The sequence below is a fragment of the Streptomyces chengmaiensis genome, from assembly GCF_029846775.1.
Classification (GTDB): Bacteria; Actinomycetota; Actinomycetes; order Streptomycetales; family Streptomycetaceae; genus Streptomyces; species Streptomyces chengmaiensis.
Map to the genome: position 1 here is coordinate 1 of NZ_JARWBG010000002.1, position 21,552 is coordinate 21,552.

Here is a 21,552-nt window from a genome sequence, read left to right on the forward strand (position 1 = left end):
CGGCCGCGGCCCGCACCCGGGCGGCGGCCGCCGGCGGCTCCCCGGAGACCGACGGGCGCGCGCCCCTCGCTGCGTGTGGGGAGCACGCCGGGCGCCGCCCGGTGTGCGCCCCCTGGCGTGCGGCCGACGCCTGCCGCTGACGTTCGCGCCGCTGCTCGGCCAGCCGGCGCAGACAGGCCCAGCGTGCCAGCGCGTACAGCCACGCCTTCCGCCCCGCCTCGTCGGACGGGCAACGGCCCCGCTGGCGCTCGGCGATGGCGAGCACATCGCCGAGCAGCGCCGTCGCGGCGTCGTGGTCGCACATGATGGAGAGGCAGTAGGTGAACAGGCCGTCCAGATACGGCTCATAGCGCTTGTGCCGCGCCGCCGCGGACGCCCGCTGCCCCTTGGTGCGGCTCGGGCGCCCGTGCGCCCGGTGCGCGCCGCTGGTGTGCGTGGGTGGTTCCAGCCTGCTGCTCGTCACGCCGCGACCGTAGGGCCAGAAGCACACCCGCTTCGCACCCCTTGAATGCTTTTAATCATTACGGGTGAACAGGTCACCCAAAGGAGTAACGCGAATTTGCTCCCGGCTCGTGCGTTACGCGGTTGCCCGCCGACCCCACGGTCGTCCGCAGCCTCACACGGTCCGGGCAGGGGAGCCGGAAGACACCGGGCGAGGGACCGGACTGTCGGTGGGTCCCGCTACGGTTTGGCGCATGGCTGCCCGTACGAAATCCGCGAAGGACCGGCCGTCCTACCGCTGCACCGAGTGCGGTTGGACGACCGCCAAATGGCTCGGCCGCTGCCCCGAGTGCCAGGCCTGGGGCACGGTCGAGGAGTACGGCGCGCCCGCCGTCCGCACCACCGCCGCGGGGCGGGTCACCGCCGCCGCGCTCCCCATCGGCCAGGTCGACGGCCGCCAGGCCGCCGCCCGCTCCACCGGCGTGCCAGAGCTCGACCGGGTCCTCGGCGGCGGTCTGGTGCCGGGGGCGGTGGCACTGCTCGCCGGCGAGCCGGGCGTCGGCAAGTCGACCCTGCTTCTCGACGTCGCGGCCAAGGCCGCCGCCGAGGACCACCGCACGCTCTATGTGACGGGTGAGGAGTCCGCCGGGCAGGTCCGGCTGCGCGCCGACCGGATCGGCGCACTGCACGACTCCCTCTATCTCGCGGCGGAGACTGACCTGTCCGCAGTCCTCGGCCACCTCGACGCGGTCAAGCCGTCCCTGCTGATCCTCGACTCGGTGCAGACCGTGGCGTCCCCGGAGATCGACGGCGCCCCGGGCGGCATGGCGCAGGTGCGCGAGGTCGCGGGCGCGCTGATCCGCGCCTCCAAGGAGCGCGGGATGGCCACGCTCCTGGTGGGCCATGTCACCAAGGACGGCGCGATCGCGGGACCGCGGCTGCTGGAGCACCTGGTGGACGTGGTGCTCTCCTTCGAGGGCGACCGGCATGCGCGGCTGCGTCTCGTCCGCGGCGTGAAGAACAGGTTCGGGGCCACGGACGAGGTGGGCTGCTTTGAGTTGCACGACGAGGGCATCACCGGGCTGGCCGACCCCTCGGGCCTCTTCCTCACCCGGCGTGACGAACCCGTCCCCGGCACCTGTCTCACGGTCACCCTCGAAGGCCGCCGCCCCCTGGTGGCCGAGGTGCAGGCACTGACGGTCGACACCCAGATCCCCTCCCCGCGGCGCACCACCTCCGGCCTGGAGACCTCGCGCGTCTCGATGATGCTGGCCGTCCTGGAGCAGCGCGGCCGGATCACCGCCCTGGGCAAGCGGGACATCTACAGCGCCACCGTCGGCGGGGTGAAGCTCTCCGAGCCCGCCGCGGATCTCGCCGTCGCGCTCGCGCTCGCCTCTGCGGCGAGCGACACCCCCCTGCCGAAGAACCTGGTGGCGATCGGCGAGGTGGGCCTCGCGGGGGAGGTGAGACGCGTCACGGGCGTGCAGCGGCGGCTGTCCGAGGCGCACCGGCTGGGCTTCACCCATGCCCTGGTTCCGGCCGATCCGGGCCGGGTCCCACCCGGGATGAAGGTCACGGAAGTCGCCGACATGGGGGACGCGCTCCGGGTGCTCCCGCGCGGCCGCAAAGCCGGTTCCCGGGCCTCCGCGGGCACCGAGCGCGCAGAGGCCCCCCTCCAGGCGGATGCGCGCCGGTAGACTTTGCCCTGGTCTCGCCTGTCCGTACGAGCCGGAGGAGCGCAGTGGCAGCCAACGACCGGGCAGCAGCACCCGGAAAGTCCGGCGGAGGCTCCGGCAACGAAGCGCTGATCCGCGCCGCCCTGAGCGCGGTCGCCCCCGGCACGGCGCTGCGGGACGGCCTGGAGCGCATCCTCCGCGGCAACACGGGCGGCCTGATCGTCCTCGGCATGGACCGGACCGTCGAGTCGATGTGCACCGGCGGCTTCGTGCTGGATGTGGAGTTCACCGCGACGCGGCTGCGCGAGCTGTGCAAACTGGACGGCGCGCTGATCCTCGACAAGGACATCACCAAGATCCACCGCGCTGGGGTGCAGCTGGTGCCGGACGCCTCCATTCCGACCGAGGAGACCGGCACCCGCCACCGCACCGCGGACCGCGTGTCCAGGCAGTGCGGCTTCCCGGTCGTCTCGGTGTCGCAGTCGATGCGCCTGATCGCGCTGTACGTGGACGGGGAGCGCCGGGTCCTGGAGGAGTCCGCCGCGATCCTGTCCCGGGCCAACCAGGCGCTGGCCACCCTGGAGCGCTACAAGCTCCGTCTCGACGAGGTCGCCGGGACCCTCTCCGCGCTGGAGATCGAGGACCTGGTCACCGTCCGGGACGTCTCGGCGGTGGCGCAGCGGCTGGAGATGGTGCGCCGGATCGCCACCGAGATCGCCGAGTACGTGGTCGAGCTGGGCACGGACGGCCGGCTGCTCGCCCTCCAGCTCGACGAGTTGATCGCCGGGGTGGAGCCCGAGCGGGAGCTCGTCGCCCGCGACTATGTGCCCGAGCCCACGGCGAAGCGTTCCCGCACGGTCTCCGAGGCGCTCGCCGATCTGGACTCGCTCACCCATACCGAGCTGCTGGAACTGCCGACGGTGGCCCGCGCGTTGGGCTACAGCGGTTCGCCGGAGACGCTGGACTCGGCGGTCTCCCCGCGCGGTTACCGGCTGCTGGCCAAGGTGCCGAGGCTGCCGGGCGCGATCATCGAGCGGCTGGTGGAGCACTTCGGCGGACTGCAGAAGCTGCTGGCCGCGAGCGTGGACGACCTCCAGGCGGTCGACGGCGTGGGCGAGGCGCGGGCGCGGAGTGTGCGGGAGGGGCTGTCGCGGCTGGCGGAGTCCTCGATCCTGGAGCGGTACGTCTGAGGCTTGGACCCGTCCAGGGGCGCGGGCGGGGGTCTCCCCCGCCCCGCCCTAGTCCTTCTCCAACCGGAACGGCGCCGGCAGCACCTTCACTCCCCCGACCCGGGCCTCCGCCAGGTAGTTGCCGGGCGGCACGGCCCCCGGCGGCGGGGTGGCGCACTGCGGCTCGCTGCGCTTGCGGTCCCACTCCACGGTGTGGGTGATGCTCGCGCGCGCGGGCACCTTCAGCAGCAGGCTCCCGGACTCCAGGCCCGCGCGGCTCGGGCAGTCCTCGGTGGACCACACCGTGTCGTTTTTGCCGTCGGTGGCGTCGACGACCGTGACCACGGCCGCCCGGGGCCCGAAGTCCTTCTTGCAGGCCGCCCCCGAGGCGTTCGAGGCGACGAGCTGGAAGCGGGGCTTCTCTCCCGGCTCATACGAGACCTTGACGCTGCGCAGGGTCAACTTCAGCGCCTCCGGGGCGCACTGGGGCAGGCTGGAGCCCGCCGGGACACGCTCGCCTGCCGCGCCGCCGCCCGTCGCGCCGCCGCCCTCGCCACTGCCGCCGTCCTGGCCGGAACCGGCGCTGGAACCGGAGTTTGAACCGGAGCCAGAACCGGAACCGTTCGAACCATTCGAGCCGTTCGCGCCTTCTGCAGCCCCCGAGTCGCCGGACTCGTCCCGCCCGCCCGGCTGTTGGCTGATCGCGGGGCCGGAGCCGGAGGGACCCGGCGTGATCGTCGAAGGGGTGGGCTTCCCGGCGCCTCCGGCCCTGCCGTCGTCCTTGCTCCCGTCACCGCCTCCGCCCCCGAAGGAGCTGACGACCCATACGGCCAGCAGCACGACCAGCGCGAACAACGCCGCCGCGACTGCCCTCCGTCGCCAGTAGATGGAGGAGGGAAGCGGCCCGATCGGATTGCGCAGAGATCCCACGGTCAAACTCTACGAGAGATCTGTGGCAACTCCGGCCCCACCCACCGCCCGACTTTCCCCGGAACTCCGGCTCCCCGCCACACCTTTCGTCACCCTCTGTTTCGTCAAGGGCCGTTCCGGCCGATGGCGCCGGGCGAACGGCCGCGGCGACCGCGTACGGTCGTCGACCATGGACAGCAGCATCACCCGCGGCCTCTACCGCGACATCACCGACTTCGCCCACAGCACACCCGCCTGGGTGCAGCAGTTCGCCGAGATCTTCACCGACGCGGGACTGCTGCTGTTCGCGGTGCTGTTCGTCGTCGCCTGGCGGCGCGCACGCCGCGCCGACGCCCGGGCGTTCGCCGTCGCCGTCCTCGCACCGCTCGCCACCGCCGTCGGCTATGTGGTCAGCGAGTCGCTGAAGTCCCTGGTGGACGAGGAGCGTCCGTGCCGTACGGTCGTCGAGGCGGCCGGTTCGCTGGCGACCTGCCCGCCGTACGGCGACTGGTCCTTCCCCAGCAACCACTCGGCGATCGCCGGCGCGGCCGCCGCGGCGATCGTCCTCGCCTGGCCGCTCAGGCTGCGCATCGCGCTGCTCACCGCGCCACTGGCGCTGCTGATGGCGTTCTCCCGCGTCTTCGTCGGGGTCCACTATCCGCACGATGTGGCCGTGGGCCTGCTGCTGGGCGCCGCCGTCGCCGCGGGGTGCGTCATGGCGCTGGCCGGCCCCGCGGCAGCGCTGACGACGACGATGCGGACGAGCCGCGCGGGGATCGTGGTCTGGTTCGCCGGCCCCGGCCCCGCCTCCGCACGCAGGGCCCCGTCCCGCGCCGCTTCCCGTACGGCGTCGGGCGCGGCGTCCGCGCGGCAGCAGGCGCACGCTCCCGCGGACATGCCAGGATCGGAAGGACATGAACACCACGAACGCCACGAACGCCACCGTGACTCACTCCACCGCTGAGGACGCCGGCCCGCGCGTCGCCGCCTCATCCGCCGACCCGCACGTCGCCGGTCCGTCCGCCGACCCGCACGTCGCCGGTCCGTCCGTCGCCGACCCCGCGTCGCTGCACACCTCCGTCATCGCCTGGTTCGACCGGCATGCCCGCGATCTGCCCTGGCGACGCCCCGAGGCGGGCGCCTGGGGCGTGATGGTCAGCGAGTTCATGCTCCAGCAGACGCCGGTCGCCCGTGTGCTGCCGGTGTACGAGCAGTGGCTCGCCCGCTGGCCCCGTCCCGCGGACCTGGCCGCCTCGCCCTCCGGAGAGGCCGTGCGCGCCTGGGGCAGGCTCGGCTATCCGCGCCGTGCCCTGCGTCTGCACGGAGCCGCCCAGGCGATAACGGAACGCCACGGCGGCGACGTCCCGCGCGACCATGCCCAGCTGCTGGCGCTCCCCGGGATCGGCGAGTACACGGCCGCCGCCGTGGCCTCGTTCGCGTACGGGCAGCGGCATCCGGTCCTGGACACCAATGTGCGCCGGGTGTTCGCACGGGCCGCGACCGGCATCCAGTACCCGCCGAACGCGACGACGGCCGCCGAGCGCCGGCTGGCCCGCGCGCTGCTCCCCGACGACGAGGCTGCCGCGGCACGCTGGGCGGCGGCGTCCATGGAGCTGGGGGCGCTGGTGTGCACGGCGAAGAGCGAGGACTGCGGGCGCTGCCCGATCGCCGACCGCTGCGCCTGGCGGCTGGCGGGCAAGCCCGCCCACGAGGGCCCGGCGCGCCGCGGCCAGACCTACGCCGGAACGGACCGGCAGGTGCGCGGCAGGCTGCTGGCGGTGCTGCGGGACGCGACCGAACCGGTCCCGCGGTCGGCGCTGGACACCGTCTGGAACGAGCCCGTGCAGCGCGCACGGGCGCTGGACGGGCTGGTCGCCGACGGCCTCGTGGAGCCGCTGGACGGTGACCGGTACCGCCTTCCGCTGACCTGACCTGACCTGAGAAGCGGCCCCCCGCCCCCGCCCCGCCGAGTCTGTCGGCGGGCCTGTTACACAACCGATGGATGCCCGTGCGTCCGCCGACGGCCGCTTCGGACAACCTCGTGACAACGCCTCCGTAACTTCTCCCCCCAGGTAAGCGAACGACAGCGACAGCCGGCGAGCGCACGGCGTGTCACGGGGACGGAGGCGGTTGGAATGGCGCAGACGAACGGCGAGGTGCTCGAGTTCGAGGAGTACGTACGCACCCGGCAGGAGGCCCTGCTGCGCAGCGCCCGCCGTCTGGTCCCCGACCCGGTCGACGCCCAGGATCTGCTCCAGACCGCCCTCGCCCGCACCTACGGCCGCTGGGACGGCATAGCGGACAAGTCGCTGGCCGACGCCTATCTGCGCCGCGTGATGATCAACACGCGCACCGAGTGGTGGCGCGCCCGCAAGCTGGAGGAGGTGCCCACCGAGCAGCTCCCGGACGCCAGCGTGGAGGACGGCAGCGAACAGCGCGCCGACCGCGCCCTGCTGATGGACGTGCTGAAGGTGCTGGCTCCGAAGCAGCGCAGCGTGGTGGTGCTGCGGCACTGGGAGCAGATGAGCACCGAGGAGACCGCTGCGGCGCTGGGTATGTCGGCCGGTACGGTGAAGAGCACGCTGCACCGGGCGCTGGCGCGGCTCCGCCAGGAGCTGGAGCGCCGGGAACGGGAGCTGGACGCCGGGGTCGCAGTGCGTGACGATGTGGACGCGGTGTCACGCGTCCCCGGGCAGGGCGGCGGCCGCCGCCGGGGACAGGGACACGGACAGGGGCGTGATCGGGTGCTGGGGGAACAGGGGCGGGAGCGGTGTGCGGCCTAGTGGACGGCGGCTCCCGGGCTGAGACGGCGAGATGGGCGGCGGGCAGCGCGGCGACGGCCGGGCTCGCCGCCGTCGTCCTGTTCGCCGCCGGCTGCGCAACCGGGGGGACCGGGGTGAAGGACGAGGGAGCGGCGCACTCCGACGCCGCGACCGCCGCCCCCTCCCCGGACGCCACGCCGTCCTTCGGGACCGGCAAGGCGAACAGGACCGTGGACGCGGTGGCGCTGCTCAAGGCGGACCCGAAGGTCAGCGCCCGGGTCAAGGAGGATCTGCGGCCCTGCGGCCGCGATCTGTTCCCCGTGGACACGTCGTACGGAAACCTCACCGGCGGCTCGTCGCCCGACGTGGTGGTCAATGTGCTGACGTGCGGCGACGCGGTCGGCCTTGGCACGTATGTGTACCGGGAGAACGGCGAGAGGTACGAGAATGTCTTCGCCGCGGAGGAACCCGCTGTGTACGCCGCGATCGACCGGGGCGACCTGGTGGTGACCCGGCAGGTGTACGCCAAGGGCGACCCCGTGGCCCAGCCGTCCGGCCAGGAGGTGACCACCTACCGCTGGCAGGACGGCAAGTTCGCGCAGGAGCACTGGGTGCGCAACGAGTTCAGCACGGCGGTCGGCGGCGGCGAGGTGATCGCGACCGAGCCGGTGCCCGAGTTCGACGACCGCTGAACCGCCGGACGACCGACGTATCCGGACCGACACACCCGACCGGAGCGTGAGACGACCCGCGTGAAACGACCGGCGTGAAACGACCGGCGTGAAACGACCGGCGTGAAACGACCGGCGACCGAGAGAACAAGAGAGCAGAGAGCAGCCGGATGGCCGAGACCCATGTCCTGTTCGTCGAGGACGACGACGTCATCCGCGAGGCCACCCAGCTCGCGCTGGAGCGGGACGGCTTCGTGGTCACCGCCATGCCCGACGGCCTGCAGGGCCTGGCGGCGTTCCGGGCGAACCGGCCGGACATCGCCCTGCTCGATGTCATGGTGCCGGGCCTGGACGGGGTCAGCCTCTGCCGCCGGATCCGCGATGAGTCCACCGTCCCCGTGATCATGCTGTCGGCCCGCGCGGACTCCATCGACGTGGTCCTCGGTCTGGAGGCCGGGGCCGACGACTATGTCACCAAGCCCTTCGACGGCGCGGTGCTGGTCGCCCGTATCCGCGCGGTGCTGCGGCGCTTCGGGCACGCGGGCGGCGCGACGGGCGGCGAGCCGGCCGCGGCGGGGCGTCAGAGCAGCCAGGGCGGGGTGCTCGTCTTCGGCGATCTGGAGGTCGACACCGAGGGCATGGAGGTGCGCAAGGGCGGCGAGCCGGTGGCACTGACGCCGACCGAGATGCGGCTGCTGCTGGAGTTCTCCGCCGCGCCCGGCACGGTGCTGTCCCGGGACCGGCTGCTGGAGCGGGTCTGGGAGTACGGCTGGGGCGGCGACACCCGTGTCGTGGACGTCCATGTCCAGCGGCTCCGCACCAAGATCGGGCAGGACCGGATCGAAACGGTCCGCGGCTTCGGCTACAAGCTCAAGGGATGAGAGCGATACGGCCGCGCCCGGCCGCCCCTCGGAGCCGTACGGCCCCGTGGAGGCGCAGGGCCGCCGCGCGGAGGCGTGCGGCATGAGGAAGCCCACCCTGCGCACCGGTGTCCGCTGGAAGATCAGCATCGCGATCGCGGGCGTCGGCGCGCTCGTCGCCATGACTCTGAGCCTGGTCGTGCACAACGCCGCCCGCGTCTCGATGCTCGACAACGCGCGCGACGTCCAGATGGACCGGGTGCTGCTGGCGCAGCGCTGGTACGAGCAGTCAAAGAACAAGGACCCGCGTTTCAACACCAAGATCAACGATCCGGCCGTCCCCAAGGACCTCCAGAAGCTCGTGCGGCAGGGTCGGCGCGGCTCCTATGTGCACGAGCCGGCCGAGGGGCCGGCCGAGATATGGGCGGCGGTGCCGCTGTCCAACGGCGATGTGCTCTCGCTGCACAGCCAGTTCGCCGGCCGCAGCGCCACGATCATCCAGGCGCTCGACCGGGCGCTGATCATCGGTTCGGTCTCGGTGGTGTTCGGCGGCTGCGCGCTCGGTGTGCTGATCGGCGGCTCGCTGTCGCGGCGGCTGCGGAAGGCCGCAGCCGCAGCCGGAAACGTGGCCCAGGGCAATACGGACGTACGGGTGCGGGACGCGATCGGCGGGGTCGTCCGCGATGAGACGGATGAGCTGGCCCGCGCCGTCGACGCGCTGACCGACGCGCTCAACGCGCGCATCGAGGCCGAGCGCCGGGTCACCGCGGATATCGCGCATGAGCTGCGGACTCCGGTGACCGGCCTGCTGACCGCGGCGGAGCTGCTGCCGCCCGGCCGCCCGGCCGAGCTGGTGCGGGACCGGGCGCAGGCCATGCGAACCCTGGTCGAGGACGTGCTGGAGGTGGCCCGGCTGGACAGCGCGTCGGAGCGGGCCGAACTGCAGGAGATCGCGCTGGGCGAGTTCGTCGCCCGCCGGGTTGCGGTGCTGGCGCCGGACGCCGTGGTCTGTGTGGTGCACGAGTCGTATGTGAACACCGATCCACGGCGGCTGGAACGGATCCTCGGCAATCTGCTGGCCAATGCCGCCAAACACGGCAAGCAGCCGGTCGAGGTCACGGTCGAGGGCCGCGTGGTGCGGGTACGCGACCACGGACCCGGCTTCCCCGAGGAACTGCTGGCGGAGGGGCCGAGCCGGTTCCGCACCGGCGCCAGCGACCGGGCCGGGCAGGGCCATGGCCTGGGTCTGACGATCGCGGAGGGCCAGGCACGCGTCCTCGGGGCGCGGCTGACCTTCCGCAACGCAAACGCCGCCCCGGAGGGGGCGGCGGCACAGGACGGGGCGGGCGGCGCGGTCGCGGTGCTGTGGCTGCCGGAGCATGCGCCGACGAACACGGGCAGCTTTGCGGTGCTGCCGCCTGCCGACGGCGACGGCGGCGGCGGCGACGGCGACGGCGATCGCCGGCAGCGACATCGACATCGGCGGCCGTAGCCGACCGCAGGCCGTGCCCCACCGCGCGCCAGGCCACACCGCAGCCAGTGACCCGCCGCGCGCCAGGCCACACCGCAGCCAGTGACCCCACCGCGCGCCATGCCACACCGCGGCCGGTAACCCGCCGAGCACAGCACAGCACCGCACCGCAGGCCGCCGGGGCGGCGGCCCGTCCGGCCGTCCGGCGGCCACATCGCACAGGTCCACCGCCGCGGAGCCGCCGCGCCGGATGTCCCGCAGGCGGGATCAGCTGCCGGGCGAGATCCGCCTGACGGCTGCGGGCCCCGCTGCCTGTCGCGAGAGGCCCCTCTCATGACTTCTCACAGTCGCCGTGGCGATACGGAAGCGCGGTCCCGGTCGGCGGGGAATCCGCCGGCCGGGACCGCGCAGCAGCCGGGTGCCAGTGCGGCGCTCCGCCGCCGACGACCGCGTCCGTCAGATGCTGACGCCCTCGGAGCGCAGGTACTTGACCGGGTTGATGGCCGAGCCGTAGTTCGGGGTCTTGCGGATCTCGAAGTGCAGGTGCGGGCCGCTGGAGTTTCCGGTGTTGCCGGAGAGGGCGATGCGCTGCCCGACCTTCACCTTCTGGCCCGGCTTCACATCGACGCGGGAGAGGTGCGCGTACTGGGAGTAGGTGTCGTTGTCGTGCTTGATCACGACGGCGTTGCCGTAGGCAGGGCCGTCACCGGCGCCGTTCGGGCCGGCCTTGACGACGGTGCCGCTGCCCACAGCACTGACCTTGGTGCCTACGGGCACGGCGAAGTCCTGGCCGGAGTGGTTGCTGCTCCACATGTTGCCGGCCTTGCCGAAGGTGGCGGTCAGCGTGTACTTGCTGACCGGCTTCTGCCAGGCCTTCTTGGCGGCGGCCTCGGCCTTCTTGGCGGCCTCGGCGGTCGCCTTCGCGGCCTTGGCCTGGGCCTCCGCCTGAGCGGCGACGGCGCTCGCGACGGCGCTGACGGGCGAGCCGCTGCTCACCGCGGGCTCCCCCGCGAAGGCGACCCCGCTCCCCAGCACGGCCGACACCCCCATCCCTGCGACAAGGGCGGCGATGGCGGTACGGGCGGGGTTCGTGACGCGCTTCGACATACGGGATGACCTCCGGGGGCATAGGCGGGCCCGGCGCGTGCGGAGCGCCGGGCGGGTTGGCCATCCCTTGGTAACCCGTACCTCCGCTTTGTCCCAAACACCCCATCTACGACGTTCCGTCGTAGCGCAAGGCGGGGTAATCCACGCCATTGACATCTGTCCGCCGCACCATCACCTATAAGGAGGGACCCGGAAAAATCCCCACTCAATGAGGTTTAAACCCCTGACAGGACGGCCCGAAAAGGACATCAGGGATGGATTGACCTTGGACGGCACACGGGACCCGGCAGCTGCGCCCGCACCGGCCCCGAAGGCGGCGGGCGAGCCGCGCCCAGGCGCACTACCCCGGCTAGTAGGCCCTCTCGGGCCTGTGCGCCTTGTCACGGATTCACCCCCCGCCACCCAGGCGTCGCGGCTAATCTCGATCTCCATCAGGGGTGGGAACAGGGGGTGGGGTCCTGTGGAGCACGCCGTCTCCCGCAGGGTCGTGGCGGTGCTCGGCGAGCGGCAGGGGACCGGCGTGCTGCTCGGCCCCCGGCTCGTCCTGACCAGTGCGCATCTGCTGGGCGAACAGCAGGTGCGGGCCTCGGTCGCCCACCCCGGACACTCGGGCGCGATCCGCTGCACCGTCCTGTGGACCGGATCCCCGCAATCCTGCGACGCGGCCCTGCTCGCCGCGGACCGGCCGGTGGTCCCGGACCTCCCCCGGCTCCGCTGGGGACGTCTGACGAAGGACGCCCCGCTGCCGCACTGCCAGACCATCGGCTTCCCCGGCTGCCAGCGGTACGGGGATGACGGCCGGCTGGACCTCGGCCAGTACACGGGCACGGTGCTGCCCGCGATGGGACGGTTACGGGGAGCTCTCACGCTCTGGCTGGACCACTCCCCCGGATCCGTACGACGCGACGAGTCCCCGCTGGCCGGGCTCTCGGGCTCGCCGGTCTTCGCGGGCGCCGTGCTCATCGGCCTGGTCTCGGAGGCGGCCGCGGACGAACGACAGCAGCAGCTCCGCACGGTGTCCGTCGAAGCGGTCAAGGCCGCATGGCGGCGCCCGGATTCCAAAGGGGCCGCCTCCGCCGTCCCGGCGTCGATCCGCAACCGCCTGCCCGCGCTCGAGAAGGTCTCCGGGTTTGACCCGGGGGACGCGCCCTTCGAGAACAGATACGCGGCCGGCCTCCGGGCCCAGTACCGCAGGACGGAGATCTTCGGCATCGACGAGCTCGGCGTCCAGGAGTCCGGCTGGGACCTGGACAACGCCTATCTGAGTCTGGAGGCGACGGACGCGGAGCCTGCCGCCGACCGGCCCTGGGACAGGGCCCAACTCCCGCAGCGCGTGGAGGATCTGCTCGGCGCCCGCCCCCGCACCCTGCTGCGCGGGGAGGCCGGTGCGGGCAAGACCACCCTTGTGTGGTGGCTCGCCTCACACGCCGCCTGCGGCACCCTCCCCCGCAAGCTCGACGCCCTCAACGGCCTTGTCCCCTTCGTCATCCCGATGCGCACCGTCCACGCCGACGGAGACCGCTTCCCCGCCCCGGACCAGCTGCACCGCGCCGCCGAGCTGCCGGTCGGACCGGCCCCCGACGGCTGGGCAGAACGCGTACTGGAGGCGGGCCGCGCCCTGATCCTCGTCGACGGGCTCGATGAACTCCCCCAGGAAGACCGCCCGAAAGCCCGCGCCTGGCTGACCCGGCTGCTGGCCCTGTACCGCGACAACCGCTGTCTGGCCACGGTGCGGCCGGGAGCGGTGGAGAGGCACTGGCTGACTTCGGAGGGCTTCTCCGAACTGCTGCTGCTCCCCATGAGCGATCAGGACATCGGCGCGTTCGTCGCCTCCTGGCACGCGGCGGCCCGCGGAGAGTACGCGGCCCTGGGCGACCGCCACCGGGCCGCGGCGGCGGGGCGGCGGCTGCACGCCCTGGAGAAGAGCCTGCTGACGGAGTTCCGCCGCAGCCACGCCCTGCGCGACCTCGCCCGCACGCCGCTGCTGTGCGCCGTGATCTGCGCGCTGCACCGCAAGCGGGAGGGCGATCTCCCGGACACCCGCTGGCAGCTGTACCACGCCGGTCTCGACATGCTCCTCGGCAACCGCGACAAGCGGCGCGGAGTGAGGGCCGTCGAGGGCGTCACCATCGGCGTGGAACAGCACAAACTCCTCCTGCAACACATCGCGGTATGGCTTGTGCGGGGCGGGCAGACCCAGCTCACCCACGCCCAGGCCGTCCACCAGATCCGTCAGGCCGTCCGAGGCATGCCGCAGGTGGCCCGCCAGGGCACACCTGAACGGATCCTGTCCCATCTGCTCAACCGCAGCGGTCTGCTCCAGGAGCGCAGCCAGGGCGTCCTGCAGTTCATCCACCGCACCTTCCAGGACTATCTCGCGGCCAAGGAACTCGCCGAGACCGACAGCGTGGAGGAACTTCTCCGCCGCGCCGGAGACGAGCAGTGGCAGGACGTCATCCGGCTGTCCACAGGCCATCTCGACCGCCGCAGGGCGGGGCTGCTGATCGACCGCCTCGGCGGGCTGGGCGACACCTCCGAGGACGCGGGACAACGCCGTGCGCTGTATCTGCTGGCGGCCCACTGCGCCGCGGCGGCGATCTACCTCGACGACCGGACGCGCACGGCGACCGAGGACCGCATCCGGGCGCTGATGCCGCCGAAGGACATCAGAGACGTGGTCGACCTGATCGCCCTGGGCCCCTGTGTGCTGCCGCTGCTGCCGGGCCCGTCGGACGCGGCGTCCGAGGACATCGGCCCCGACCACCTCCGCAACGTCATCCAGATCATCGCGCAGGTGGGCGATGACGAGGCAGGCCTGGAGCGGCTGACGGAGTTCATCGGGCACCCGGATCGCGGCGTGCGGGCGGAACTCGCCCGGGCCTGGAGCCGTTTTCCGCCCGCGGCATACGCGCGTCAGGTGCTGTCCCGGCTGCGTATGGACGACTTCACCGTGGAAGTCTCCACCGCCGGGCAACTGGCCGCGCTCCGCTACTGCACGCCGACGCCCCGGCTGAATGTGCGCGGCCATTGCACCCCGGACGCACTTGACGCATATCTGCCGCGCAGCGGTGTGAAGAGCCTGTCGGTGTACCGCAACCGCGAGCTGACCACTCTCGGATTCCTCGCCGATCGTCCCTCCATCACGGCCGTGACTCTCGCCTTCTGCACAGGGCTGTCCACCTTTGCGGACATCGCCGACCGCTCATTCGACGTGTTGACGGTCGACTCGGGAACACTGGCGGTCCCCGGCCCCTATCCGAGGGTCGGCACGCTGCGCGTCACCGGACACGACCCGATTCGCACCGCGGACCTACTGCGCTGGGGGAGCATCGAGCACCTCATCGCGGACACCCCGGAGCACGTGCCCTCGCTGGTGAATGCCGCCCGGGCCATTCACGGCCTGCGCCGCCTGTGGATCAACTACATCTGGGGGCCCTTCGACTGGGATTCGGCCGACCGGTGTCCGCGCATCACCGAACTGCGGTTGAGCGGAGTGGACTTCCCCGTCGACACCGCGGCGCTGGCAAGAGTGTTCCCGTCGTTGCTCCGTCTGCAGCTGAAGATCGGGAAGGTCAACGGCCAGGAATTGGACCTGACGCCGCTGCGCGGCATACCGGGACTGTCCGTCGAGATCCGCCACTCCGCGCAGACCCGTCTCCATCTCACCGGAGCAGACGCTCTGGAGGTTCCGATAACCGTCCACACCACACAGGGGGACACATGAGCAGCGAATTCGACGGCATCGAGCTCGCCGACGCCATCCAGTCCATCCGCGACCAGCTCCTCGAAGCAGCCGTCCGCGGAACCGGCCAGACGCTCGACTTCGAAGTCGGCGATATCCAGATGGAGTTCACGCTGGAACTCCGCAAGGAGGTCAAGGGCGGAACGAAGGTGAAGGCCTGGGTGGTGGAAGCCGGCGCCGACGGCGCCCGTACGACGGGCCACACGCACAAGGTGGCCTTCACCCTCAAACCCGTCGCTGCGGAATCATCCGGGCCGTTCAAAGTCGGCAACCCGCGCACGGCCGACATCTCCGGGTTTGGCCGCGGGGCACAGTGACGTGGCGGTGGCGGCATGAACACGGCCGCCCGCGGCCGTGTTCATGCCGCGCGCGCGTCGCCGCCGCATTCGGCGTGCAACAGGACATGGCGGAAGGGCAAAAGGGGCTGCCCCGGACCGTCTTGGACGGTCCGGGGCAGCCCCTTTCACTCAGCCGCTCGACGCCTGGGCGTCACGCGTCCTTCGAGAGGTTCGGGCCAGGGCCGCCCGCTGCCTGCTCGATCGGCGGGACGTCGGGAAGCGCCGACTTCTCCTCGCCGCGGAAGGTGAACTTCTTCTCCTCACCCTCGCCTTCGGTGTCCACGACGACGATGTGACCGGGGCGAAGCTCACCGAAGAGGATCTTCTCGGAGAGCACGTCCTCGACCTCGCGCTGGATCGTGCGGCGCAGCGGGCGGGCGCCCAGGACCGGGTCGTAGCCGCGCTTGGCAAGGAGGGACTTGGCCTCACCGCTCAGCTCGATGCCCATGTCGCGGTCCTTCAGCCGCTCGTCCACCTTGGCGATCATGAGGTCGACGATCTGGATGATGTCGTCCTCGGTGAGCTGGTGGAAGACGACCGTGTCGTCCACACGGTTGAGGAACTCGGGCCGGAAGTGCTGCTTCAGCTCTTCGTTGACCTTCGCCTTCATCCGCTCGTAGCCGGTCCTGACGTCGCCCTGGGCGGCGAAGCCCAGGTTGAAGCCCTTGGAGATGTCCCGGGTGCCGAGGTTGGTGGTCATGATGATGACCGTGTTCTTGAAGTCCACGACCCGGCCCTGGGAGTCGGTCAGCCGACCGTCCTCCAGGATCTGCAGCAGCGAGTTGAAGATGTCCGGGTGAGCCTTCTCCACCTCGTCGAAGAGGACGACGGAGAACGGCTTGCGGCGCACCTTCTCGGTGAGCTGGCCGCCCTCTTCGTAGCCCACGTATCCGGGCGGGGAGCCGAAGAGGCGCGACACCGTGTGCTTCTCGCTGAACTCCGACATGTCGAGGGAGATCAGCGCGTCCTCGTCGCCGAAGAGGAACTCGGCGAGCGTCTTGGACAGCTCGGTCTTACCGACGCCGGACGGGCCGGCGAAGATGAACGAGCCGCCGGGGCGCTTCGGGTCCTTCAGGCCGGCGCGGGTACGGCGGATGGCCTGCGAGAGCGCCTTGATGGCGTCCTTCTGGCCGATGACGCGCTTGTGGAGCTCGTCCTCCATGCGCAGCAGCCGGGAGGACTCCTCCTCGGTGAGCTTGAAGACCGGGATGCCGGTGGCGGTCGCCAGGACCTCGGCGATCAGCTCCTCGTCCACCTCGGCGACGACGTCCATGTCGCCGGCCTTCCACTCCTTCTCGCGCTTCGCCTTGGCGGCCAGGAGCTGCTTCTCCTTGTCGCGCAGCGAGGCGGCCTTCTCGAAGTCCTGCGAGTCGATCGCGGACTCCTTGTCGCGGCGGACGCCGGCGATCTTCTCGTCGAACTCGCGCAGGTCCGGCGGCGCGGTCATCCGGCGGATGCGCATCCGGGAGCCGGCCTCGTCGATCAGGTCGATCGCCTTGTCCGGCAGGAAGCGGTCCGAGATGTACCGGTCGGCCAGCGTCGCGGCGGCGACCAGCGCGGAGTCGGTGATGGAGACGCGGTGGTGGGCCTCGTAGCGGTCGCGCAGACCCTTGAGGATCTCGATCGTGTGCGGCAGCGACGGCTCCGCGACCTGGATGGGCTGGAAGCGGCGCTCCAGCGCGGCGTCCTTCTCCAGGTGCTTGCGGTACTCGTCGAGCGTCGTCGCACCGATGGTCTGCAGCTCGCCGCGGGCCAGCATGGGCTTCAGGATGCTCGCGGCGTCGATCGCGCCCTCGGCGGCGCCCGCACCCACCAGGGTGTGGAGCTCGTCGATGAACAGGATGATGTCGCCGCGGGTGCGGATCTCCTTGAGGACCTTCTTCAGGCGCTCCTCGAAGTCGCCGCGGTAGCGGGAGCCGGCGACCAGTGCGCCCAGGTCGAGGGTGTAGAGGTGCTTGTCCTTGAGGGTCTCGGGCACCTCGCCCTTGACGATGGCCTGCGCCAGCCCCTCGACGACGGCGGTCTTGCCGACGCCGGGCTCGCCGATGAGGACCGGGTTGTTCTTGGTGCGGCGGGACAGCACCTGCATGACCCGCTCGATTTCCTTCTCGCGCCCGATGACCGGGTCGAGCTTGGACTCCCGTGCGGCCTGGGTGAGATTCCGGCCGAACTGGTCGAGGACGAGGGAGGTCGAGGGCGTGCCCTCGGCCGGGCCGCCCGCGGTGGCGGCTTCCTTGCCCTGGTAACCGGAGAGCAGCTGGATGACCTGCTGCCGCACCCGGTTGAGATCGGCGCCGAGCTTCACGAGGACCTGGGCGGCCACGCCCTCGCCCTCACGGATCAGGCCCAGCAGGATGTGCTCCGTGCCGATGTAGTTGTGGCCCAGCTGAAGGGCCTCGCGGAGCGACAGCTCCAGGACCTTCTTGGCACGGGGAGTGAAGGGGATGTGCCCGGACGGGGCCTGCTGGCCCTGGCCGATGATCTCCTCCACCTGCTGGCGGACCGCCTCGAGCGAAATCCCGAGGCTCTCCAGGGCCTTAGCGGCGACACCTTCACCCTCGTGGATCAGGCCCAGGAGGATGTGCTCGGTGCCGATGTAGTTGTGGTTGAGCATCCGGGCTTCTTCCTGAGCCAGGACGACAACCCGCCGCGCGCGGTCGGTGAACCTCTCGAACATCGTTAATCGCTCCTCAGAGCGGTCAGTCAGTAAAGGGGTCGATCCCCTCCCTGTCCTTCCGCAGCTTAGTCCCGCGAGCGGGGACCGCTCATTCCAACTGCCGACACCCGTCTGTGGCCTCCTGACCCCTGAACGCCGACAACTGCTCCAACCTGATGGTGCGAGACGATGTTCCCGCAGGCCAAGCGGTTAGCCTCACCATCTGTACGCCGATGGCGAACGCGAGACGTCCCTGCGGGTCTGTCGCCCCTCCCCACTAGGTAAGTCTTACCCGTTCGCACTGACAGTCCATGCGGCGCACACGGGTTCCCTCCGCTACGGGCGAACAACCTTGCGTCTGCCGATCCGCCTTCGGGCGCCTCCCCCACTCGGGGGCAGGCACCCTGAGCAATGTCCCGCACACCCTGCGTAACTCAAAAGGACCCGTGAGAGTTCCCCGAGTATGGCGTTCACCCTTCCGCTCCCCCGCACGCCCGCGGCGGCGAGCGGCGCCGGCGGCCCCTCCGGACGGGCGCGGCGGCCACAGCGGACGCGGCAGGCCCGGTGGGCCCGGTGGTACGAGAACGAGCTGGGCTGGGCCGTGGAGGCATCCGGAGACGGCGCGGTGCATCTGGTCACCGGCCTGCGTTTCGACGTCCTGGAGCTGCCCTCGGACGCCGGGGCGGCCCTCCTGGAGCGGACCGGCCTGCCGGGGCCGGTCGCCCTCGCCGGGGCCCGTGTGCGGCTTCTGGTGGCCCCGGGAGCAGCAGACGAGCTGCCGGGGCTCCTCGACTGGCTGGAATGGAGCGGCGTCGATCTGGCCCTGACCGCGCTGGGAGCGGGCGGGCGGATGGCCGCTCCCCCGCCGCCCGGATGGCCCGCGCCGTCGGAGCGGGCCGTTTCACGGGGGGCCGCCGTGTGGCTGCGGCCCCCCGAACCGGGATGCGCCATGGAGCCGCTGCTGCCTGCCCTTGCCCCGTTCGGGCCCGGCGGCGGGCTCCCGGGCGGCCGCGCGGGCGTGGGGTCCCGCGGCGAAGCCGCCGCTGTGCGCTGCCCCGACCGCGTCGGGGCTTCCGATCTCGCATTGACGCCCGATCTCGTACGCGTGGTGGGCGTGGCCGCAACGGAGTGCTTCCGGGCCCGTTTGCGGCGTACGAGGAACAGCGCCGTGGGGGGTGGTGCTTCCAGGGGTGCCAGCCGTGCGAATACACCCCGCGGAAATGGTCAGCCGCAGGCTGTTCAGCCGTTGGCCTTCTCGTAGGCCTCGCGGATGTCGGCGGGGACCCGGCCGCGGTCGTTGACGTTGTAGCCGTTCTCCTTCGCCCAGGCGCGGATTGCGGCCGTGTCGTTGCTGGCGGAGGAGGCGCTGCGGCCCTTGCCGCGACCGCTGCTGCGGCCGCCGGTCTTGCGGCCCGCCTTCACGAAGTCGGCCAGCGAGTCACGGAGCTTGTCCGCATTCTCGGTCGTGAGGTCGATCTCGTAGCTCTTGCCATCCAGCGCGAACGTCACCGTCTCGTCCGCCTCGCCGCCGTCGAGGTCGTCGACAAGAAGGACCTGAACCTTCTGTGCCACCGGATTTCCTTTCATCGAAAATGCAGTACGAGGAAAGGAAACCGCTTTTCCCGGGAAAACTCAAACCCCCGGGGGAGGTTCAGAACCCGGGGAACGCGGGAAACATACGCGATTCGGACATAGGGTTCCGAGTCGCACCGCTTCCGGCGGGGCGATCACAGATGCAGAAGCATGCGGCTGTTACCCAAGGTGTTCGGCTTCACTCGTTCGAGCCCGAGGAACTCGGCGACGCCCTCGTCATAGGAACGCAGCAGCTCGCTGTAGACATCTCCGTCGACCGGAGCATCGCCGATCTCGACGAAGCCGTGCTTCCCGAAGAAGTCCACTTCGAAGGTGAGGCAGAATACCCGCCGCACTCCGAGCCAGCCGGCGGTTCCCAGCAGCTTGTCGAGCACCTGATGGCCGATGCCGTGCCCCTTGTGGCCGGGGTCCACGGCGAGTGTGCGGACTTCCGCGAGGTCTTCCCACATGACGTGCAGCGCCCCGCAGCCGACGACGGCGGCGTCCGCGTCACGTTCCGCCACCCAGAACTCCTGGATGGACTCGTAAAGCGTGACGGTCGCTTTGTCGAGCAGGATGCCTTCACGAACGTACGGATCGACGAGCCGGCGTACGGCCGGCACATCGCTGGTCCGGGCCCGCCGGACGGTGATGGCATTTGCTGGGTCATATGACATGGCCCGACGCTATCGCTCCTGCGCATCCGCGCCGTCGGCGGGCCCGTCGCCCCGGACGATGCGCAGCGCGGCCTGCAGGGCTTCACGCTGCTCGGGCGACATCATGCCGAAGAAGGCGACAAGGGCGGCCGCGGCGTTGTCGCTCTGGGACCACGCCTCGTTCATCAGTGCGGCGGAGTAGGCGGCGCGGGTGGAGACGGCGGTATATCGATAGGCACGGCCCTCGACTTCCCGGCGCAGCCAGCCCTTCTGATGGAGATTGTCCATTACGGTCATGACCGTGGTGTAGGCGATGGACCGTTCCTGCTGAAGGTCTTCCAGGACTTCCCGGACGGTGACCGGACGGTTCCATTGCCAGATCCGCGTCATGACGGCGTCTTCAAGGTCTCCCAATTGACGGGGCACATCGCCACCATAGTGGGAGATCTAAGAATGTCAGGCCATTGACCTAACAGTCATGACAAATGAGACAAAAAGGATGTACGGCCGAGTATCGGCCGTACATCCTGTGCCGCTCGGACGCCCGCAGGCAGGCCCGGCGCGGTCTCAGTCGGCAGTGCCGGGCTGACGGGCGGATTCGGCGCGGGCGAGCGCCGCGTCCACGGCCGCGTCCTCCTTCGCCTTGTTGGGCCCGCCCTGGCTCTTGACGATCGTCACCACCAGCGCGGTGAAGAAGACGGCCATCACCACGGGCGGCAGGAGAGCGGATACGTAGTCCATGGCCCCAGAGTAGCTATCCGGCGGCGCGCTGCGCGGGCGGGGGCGTGGGGCGGCGACGCGGCGGGAACACCTCGGACGGCTTGGGGACCGGACGCTCGCCGGGCTGCGGCTTGGGTTTGGGGCGGGGCTGGGTCTGCGGCTGGGGCTGCGGTCTGGGCTTCTTGTCCCCGTCCGCGGCGCGCCCGCCGGGCAGCGCGAGCAGATGTCCGCGGCGGTCACGGGCGGCGGGGGCGGGGGCGGAGTCGACCGGGGCCGTGCGACTCGCCAGCCGGGCCCTTGCGGACTGCTCGGCGAGCGCCTGGCAGCGCTCCAGGAGCGCCGCAGCGGACGGCCGGCCGCGCAGGGTGCGCAACCCGGCCAGATCCTCGGGGCGAGGATCGTACCCGGCGGCCAGCGCGCCCTGGAGGAGCTCCAGATAGCCGACCGCGGAGCCGGGGAGGGCCGCGCGGTAGCGGGCGAGGTCGGCGAGGAGGAAGTCGCGCATCCTGCCGGCCTCGCGGACCGCCTCGTCCACGGATTCGGCCAACCGCAGACAGTCCTGCACGTCCTCGTCGTCGAGGGGAACGGGATGGAGGGCGATGGCGAGGGCGCGTCGGAGCACACATAGCTCGTCGGGGCCGAAGGCCATGCCGCCGCGGGATCCGTATGGCGTGGGCATGAACCGACGATACGAGCTAATCGGACAAAATCGGCTTAATTGGGGTGGGTGGGCGTGCCGGGGTTCTGCAGCGGGGGCAGGCCCCGCACCATCCAGCCCCTCCGGCGATGGAGGAGCCGGAGG

The 21,552-nt window shown here is 71.3% G+C and carries 20 protein-coding genes and 1 pseudogene; 11 read left to right on the plus strand and 10 right to left on the minus strand.

All coding sequences use genetic code 11. The annotated features are described in order from the left end of the window. On the minus strand, positions 1-463 hold a 463-nt coding region (locus QCN29_RS01765; protein ID WP_398859081.1), incomplete at its 3' end, for an RNA polymerase sigma factor. A 232-nt stretch (positions 464-695) separates the two neighbouring features. Here QCN29_RS01765 and radA point away from each other — a divergent pair. Both radA and disA read left to right on the plus strand, forming a co-directional pair. Further along, entirely contained in the window at positions 696-2,138 is a 1,443-nt protein-coding gene (gene radA / locus QCN29_RS01770) for a DNA repair protein RadA (RefSeq protein WP_279925669.1), read from the plus strand. 44 nt (positions 2,139-2,182) lie between these two features. After that, the gene (gene disA, locus QCN29_RS01775; RefSeq protein ID WP_279925671.1) at positions 2,183-3,307 is read left to right on the plus strand and encodes a DNA integrity scanning diadenylate cyclase DisA; all 1,125 of its coding nucleotides are present in this window, start codon (positions 2,183-2,185) and stop codon (positions 3,305-3,307) included. Positions 3,308-3,355: 48 nt separating this feature from the next. On the opposite strand, the gene QCN29_RS01780 is transcribed toward disA, so the two are convergent. Continuing rightward, positions 3,356-4,216 (minus strand): hypothetical protein, encoded by an 861-nt coding sequence (locus tag QCN29_RS01780; RefSeq protein ID WP_279925674.1) that lies wholly within the window; start codon positions 4,214-4,216, stop codon positions 3,356-3,358. Positions 4,217-4,385: 169 nt separating this feature from the next. Here QCN29_RS01780 and QCN29_RS01785 point away from each other — a divergent pair, with 169 nt between their 5' ends. The 6 genes from QCN29_RS01785 to cseC all read left to right on the plus strand — a co-directional run bounded on the left by QCN29_RS01785 (position 4,386) and on the right by cseC (position 9,980). After that, positions 4,386-5,159 (plus strand): phosphatase PAP2 family protein, encoded by a 774-nt coding sequence (locus QCN29_RS01785; RefSeq protein ID WP_279925676.1) that lies wholly within the window; start codon positions 4,386-4,388, stop codon positions 5,157-5,159. Beyond that, a complete protein-coding gene (locus QCN29_RS01790; RefSeq protein WP_279925678.1) occupies positions 5,110-6,126 on the plus strand; it encodes an HhH-GPD family protein in 1,017 nt (338 codons plus the stop codon). The genes QCN29_RS01785 and QCN29_RS01790 overlap by 50 nt, the downstream gene beginning before the upstream one ends. A gap of 204 nt (positions 6,127-6,330) precedes the next feature. Beyond that, a complete protein-coding gene (locus QCN29_RS01795) occupies positions 6,331-6,978 on the plus strand; it encodes a SigE family RNA polymerase sigma factor (protein WP_279925679.1) in 648 nt (215 codons plus the stop codon). Beyond that, positions 6,966-7,649, plus strand: coding sequence for a hypothetical protein (locus QCN29_RS01800; protein ID WP_279925680.1), 684 nt, complete (start codon positions 6,966-6,968; stop codon positions 7,647-7,649). The genes QCN29_RS01795 and QCN29_RS01800 overlap by 13 nt, the downstream gene beginning before the upstream one ends. A gap of 149 nt (positions 7,650-7,798) precedes the next feature. Further along, positions 7,799-8,509, plus strand: a complete 711-nt coding sequence (gene cseB / locus QCN29_RS01805) for a two-component system response regulator CseB (protein ID WP_279925681.1) — start codon at positions 7,799-7,801, stop codon at positions 8,507-8,509. A gap of 82 nt (positions 8,510-8,591) precedes the next feature. Further along, positions 8,592-9,980, plus strand: coding sequence for a two-component system sensor histidine kinase CseC (gene cseC, locus QCN29_RS01810; RefSeq protein ID WP_279925682.1), 1,389 nt, complete (start codon positions 8,592-8,594; stop codon positions 9,978-9,980). Positions 9,981-10,148: 168 nt separating this feature from the next. Here cseC and QCN29_RS01815 read toward each other — a convergent pair. Together QCN29_RS01815 and QCN29_RS01820 are read right to left on the minus strand one after the other, a co-directional pair. Continuing rightward, a pseudogene (locus tag QCN29_RS01815) lies at positions 10,149-10,260 on the minus strand (inositol monophosphatase family protein); the annotation flags it as partial. Positions 10,261-10,415: 155 nt separating this feature from the next. Beyond that, complete coding sequence (locus tag QCN29_RS01820) at positions 10,416-11,066, minus strand: M23 family metallopeptidase (protein WP_279925683.1); 651 nt, start codon at positions 11,064-11,066, stop codon at positions 10,416-10,418. A 460-nt stretch (positions 11,067-11,526) separates the two neighbouring features. Between QCN29_RS01820 and QCN29_RS01825 the strand changes: the two genes are divergently transcribed. After that, on the plus strand, positions 11,527-14,790 hold the full coding sequence (locus QCN29_RS01825; protein ID WP_279925685.1) for an NACHT domain-containing protein: 3,264 nt from the start codon (positions 11,527-11,529) through the stop codon (positions 14,788-14,790). Then, positions 14,787-15,125 (plus strand): trypco2 family protein, encoded by a 339-nt coding sequence (locus QCN29_RS01830; protein WP_279925687.1) that lies wholly within the window; start codon positions 14,787-14,789, stop codon positions 15,123-15,125. Before QCN29_RS01825 ends, QCN29_RS01830 begins: the two co-directional genes overlap by 4 nt. 172 nt (positions 15,126-15,297) lie before the next feature. Here the strand turns inward: QCN29_RS01830 and QCN29_RS01835 are convergent, their stop codons facing one another. Continuing rightward, the gene (locus tag QCN29_RS01835) at positions 15,298-17,823 is read right to left on the minus strand and encodes an ATP-dependent Clp protease ATP-binding subunit (RefSeq protein ID WP_279925689.1); all 2,526 of its coding nucleotides are present in this window, start codon (positions 17,821-17,823) and stop codon (positions 15,298-15,300) included. Positions 17,824-18,265: 442 nt separating this feature from the next. Between QCN29_RS01835 and QCN29_RS01840 the strand changes: the two genes are divergently transcribed. Continuing rightward, positions 18,266-19,063 (plus strand): SCO3374 family protein, encoded by a 798-nt coding sequence (locus QCN29_RS01840; protein ID WP_279925691.1) that lies wholly within the window; start codon positions 18,266-18,268, stop codon positions 19,061-19,063. Here QCN29_RS01840 and QCN29_RS01845 read toward each other — a convergent pair. From QCN29_RS01845 to QCN29_RS01865, 5 genes are all read right to left on the minus strand, one after another. Then, positions 19,042-19,374: a histone-like nucleoid-structuring protein Lsr2 gene (locus tag QCN29_RS01845; protein WP_240134261.1), complete on the minus strand. Its 333-nt coding sequence runs from the start codon at positions 19,372-19,374 to the stop codon at positions 19,042-19,044. The genes QCN29_RS01840 and QCN29_RS01845 overlap by 22 nt on opposite strands. Before the next feature lie 155 nt (positions 19,375-19,529). Next, a complete protein-coding gene (locus tag QCN29_RS01850) occupies positions 19,530-20,051 on the minus strand; it encodes an amino-acid N-acetyltransferase (protein ID WP_240134262.1) in 522 nt (173 codons plus the stop codon). A 9-nt stretch (positions 20,052-20,060) separates the two neighbouring features. After that, entirely contained in the window at positions 20,061-20,456 is a 396-nt protein-coding gene (locus QCN29_RS01855; RefSeq protein WP_279925693.1) for a BlaI/MecI/CopY family transcriptional regulator, read from the minus strand. A 141-nt stretch (positions 20,457-20,597) separates the two neighbouring features. After that, positions 20,598-20,771, minus strand: coding sequence for a hypothetical protein (locus QCN29_RS01860; protein ID WP_240134264.1), 174 nt, complete (start codon positions 20,769-20,771; stop codon positions 20,598-20,600). Positions 20,772-20,784: 13 nt separating this feature from the next. Further along, positions 20,785-21,399 carry a hypothetical protein gene (locus QCN29_RS01865; RefSeq protein WP_279926141.1) on the minus strand — a complete coding sequence of 205 codons (615 nt, stop codon included), beginning with the start codon at positions 21,397-21,399 and terminating at the stop codon, positions 20,785-20,787. Positions 21,400-21,552 lie beyond the last annotated feature (153 nt).

Excerpts from the sequence above, each read along its gene's own strand:
- radA (WP_279925669.1), top strand. The coding sequence starts at position 696 with ATGGCTGCCCGTACGAAATCCGCGAAGGACCGGCCGTCCTACCGCTGC.
- QCN29_RS01785 (WP_279925676.1), top strand. The coding sequence starts at position 4,386 with ATGGACAGCAGCATCACCCGCGGCCTCTACCGCGACATCACCGACTTC.
- QCN29_RS01790 (WP_279925678.1), top strand. The coding sequence starts at position 5,110 with ATGAACACCACGAACGCCACGAACGCCACCGTGACTCACTCCACCGCT.
- QCN29_RS01795 (WP_279925679.1), top strand. The coding sequence starts at position 6,331 with ATGGCGCAGACGAACGGCGAGGTGCTCGAGTTCGAGGAGTACGTACGC.
- cseB (WP_279925681.1), top strand. The coding sequence starts at position 7,799 with ATGGCCGAGACCCATGTCCTGTTCGTCGAGGACGACGACGTCATCCGC.
- cseC (WP_279925682.1), top strand. The coding sequence starts at position 8,592 with ATGAGGAAGCCCACCCTGCGCACCGGTGTCCGCTGGAAGATCAGCATC.
- QCN29_RS01820 (WP_279925683.1), bottom strand. The coding sequence starts at position 11,066 with ATGTCGAAGCGCGTCACGAACCCCGCCCGTACCGCCATCGCCGCCCTT.
- QCN29_RS01830 (WP_279925687.1), top strand. The coding sequence starts at position 14,787 with ATGAGCAGCGAATTCGACGGCATCGAGCTCGCCGACGCCATCCAGTCC.
- QCN29_RS01835 (WP_279925689.1), bottom strand. The coding sequence starts at position 17,823 with ATGTTCGAGAGGTTCACCGACCGCGCGCGGCGGGTTGTCGTCCTGGCT.
- QCN29_RS01840 (WP_279925691.1), top strand. The coding sequence starts at position 18,266 with ATGGCGTTCACCCTTCCGCTCCCCCGCACGCCCGCGGCGGCGAGCGGC.
- QCN29_RS01850 (WP_240134262.1), bottom strand. The coding sequence starts at position 20,051 with ATGTCATATGACCCAGCAAATGCCATCACCGTCCGGCGGGCCCGGACC.
- QCN29_RS01860 (WP_240134264.1), bottom strand. The coding sequence starts at position 20,771 with ATGGACTACGTATCCGCTCTCCTGCCGCCCGTGGTGATGGCCGTCTTC.
- QCN29_RS01865 (WP_279926141.1), bottom strand. The coding sequence starts at position 21,399 with ATGGCCTTCGGCCCCGACGAGCTATGTGTGCTCCGACGCGCCCTCGCC.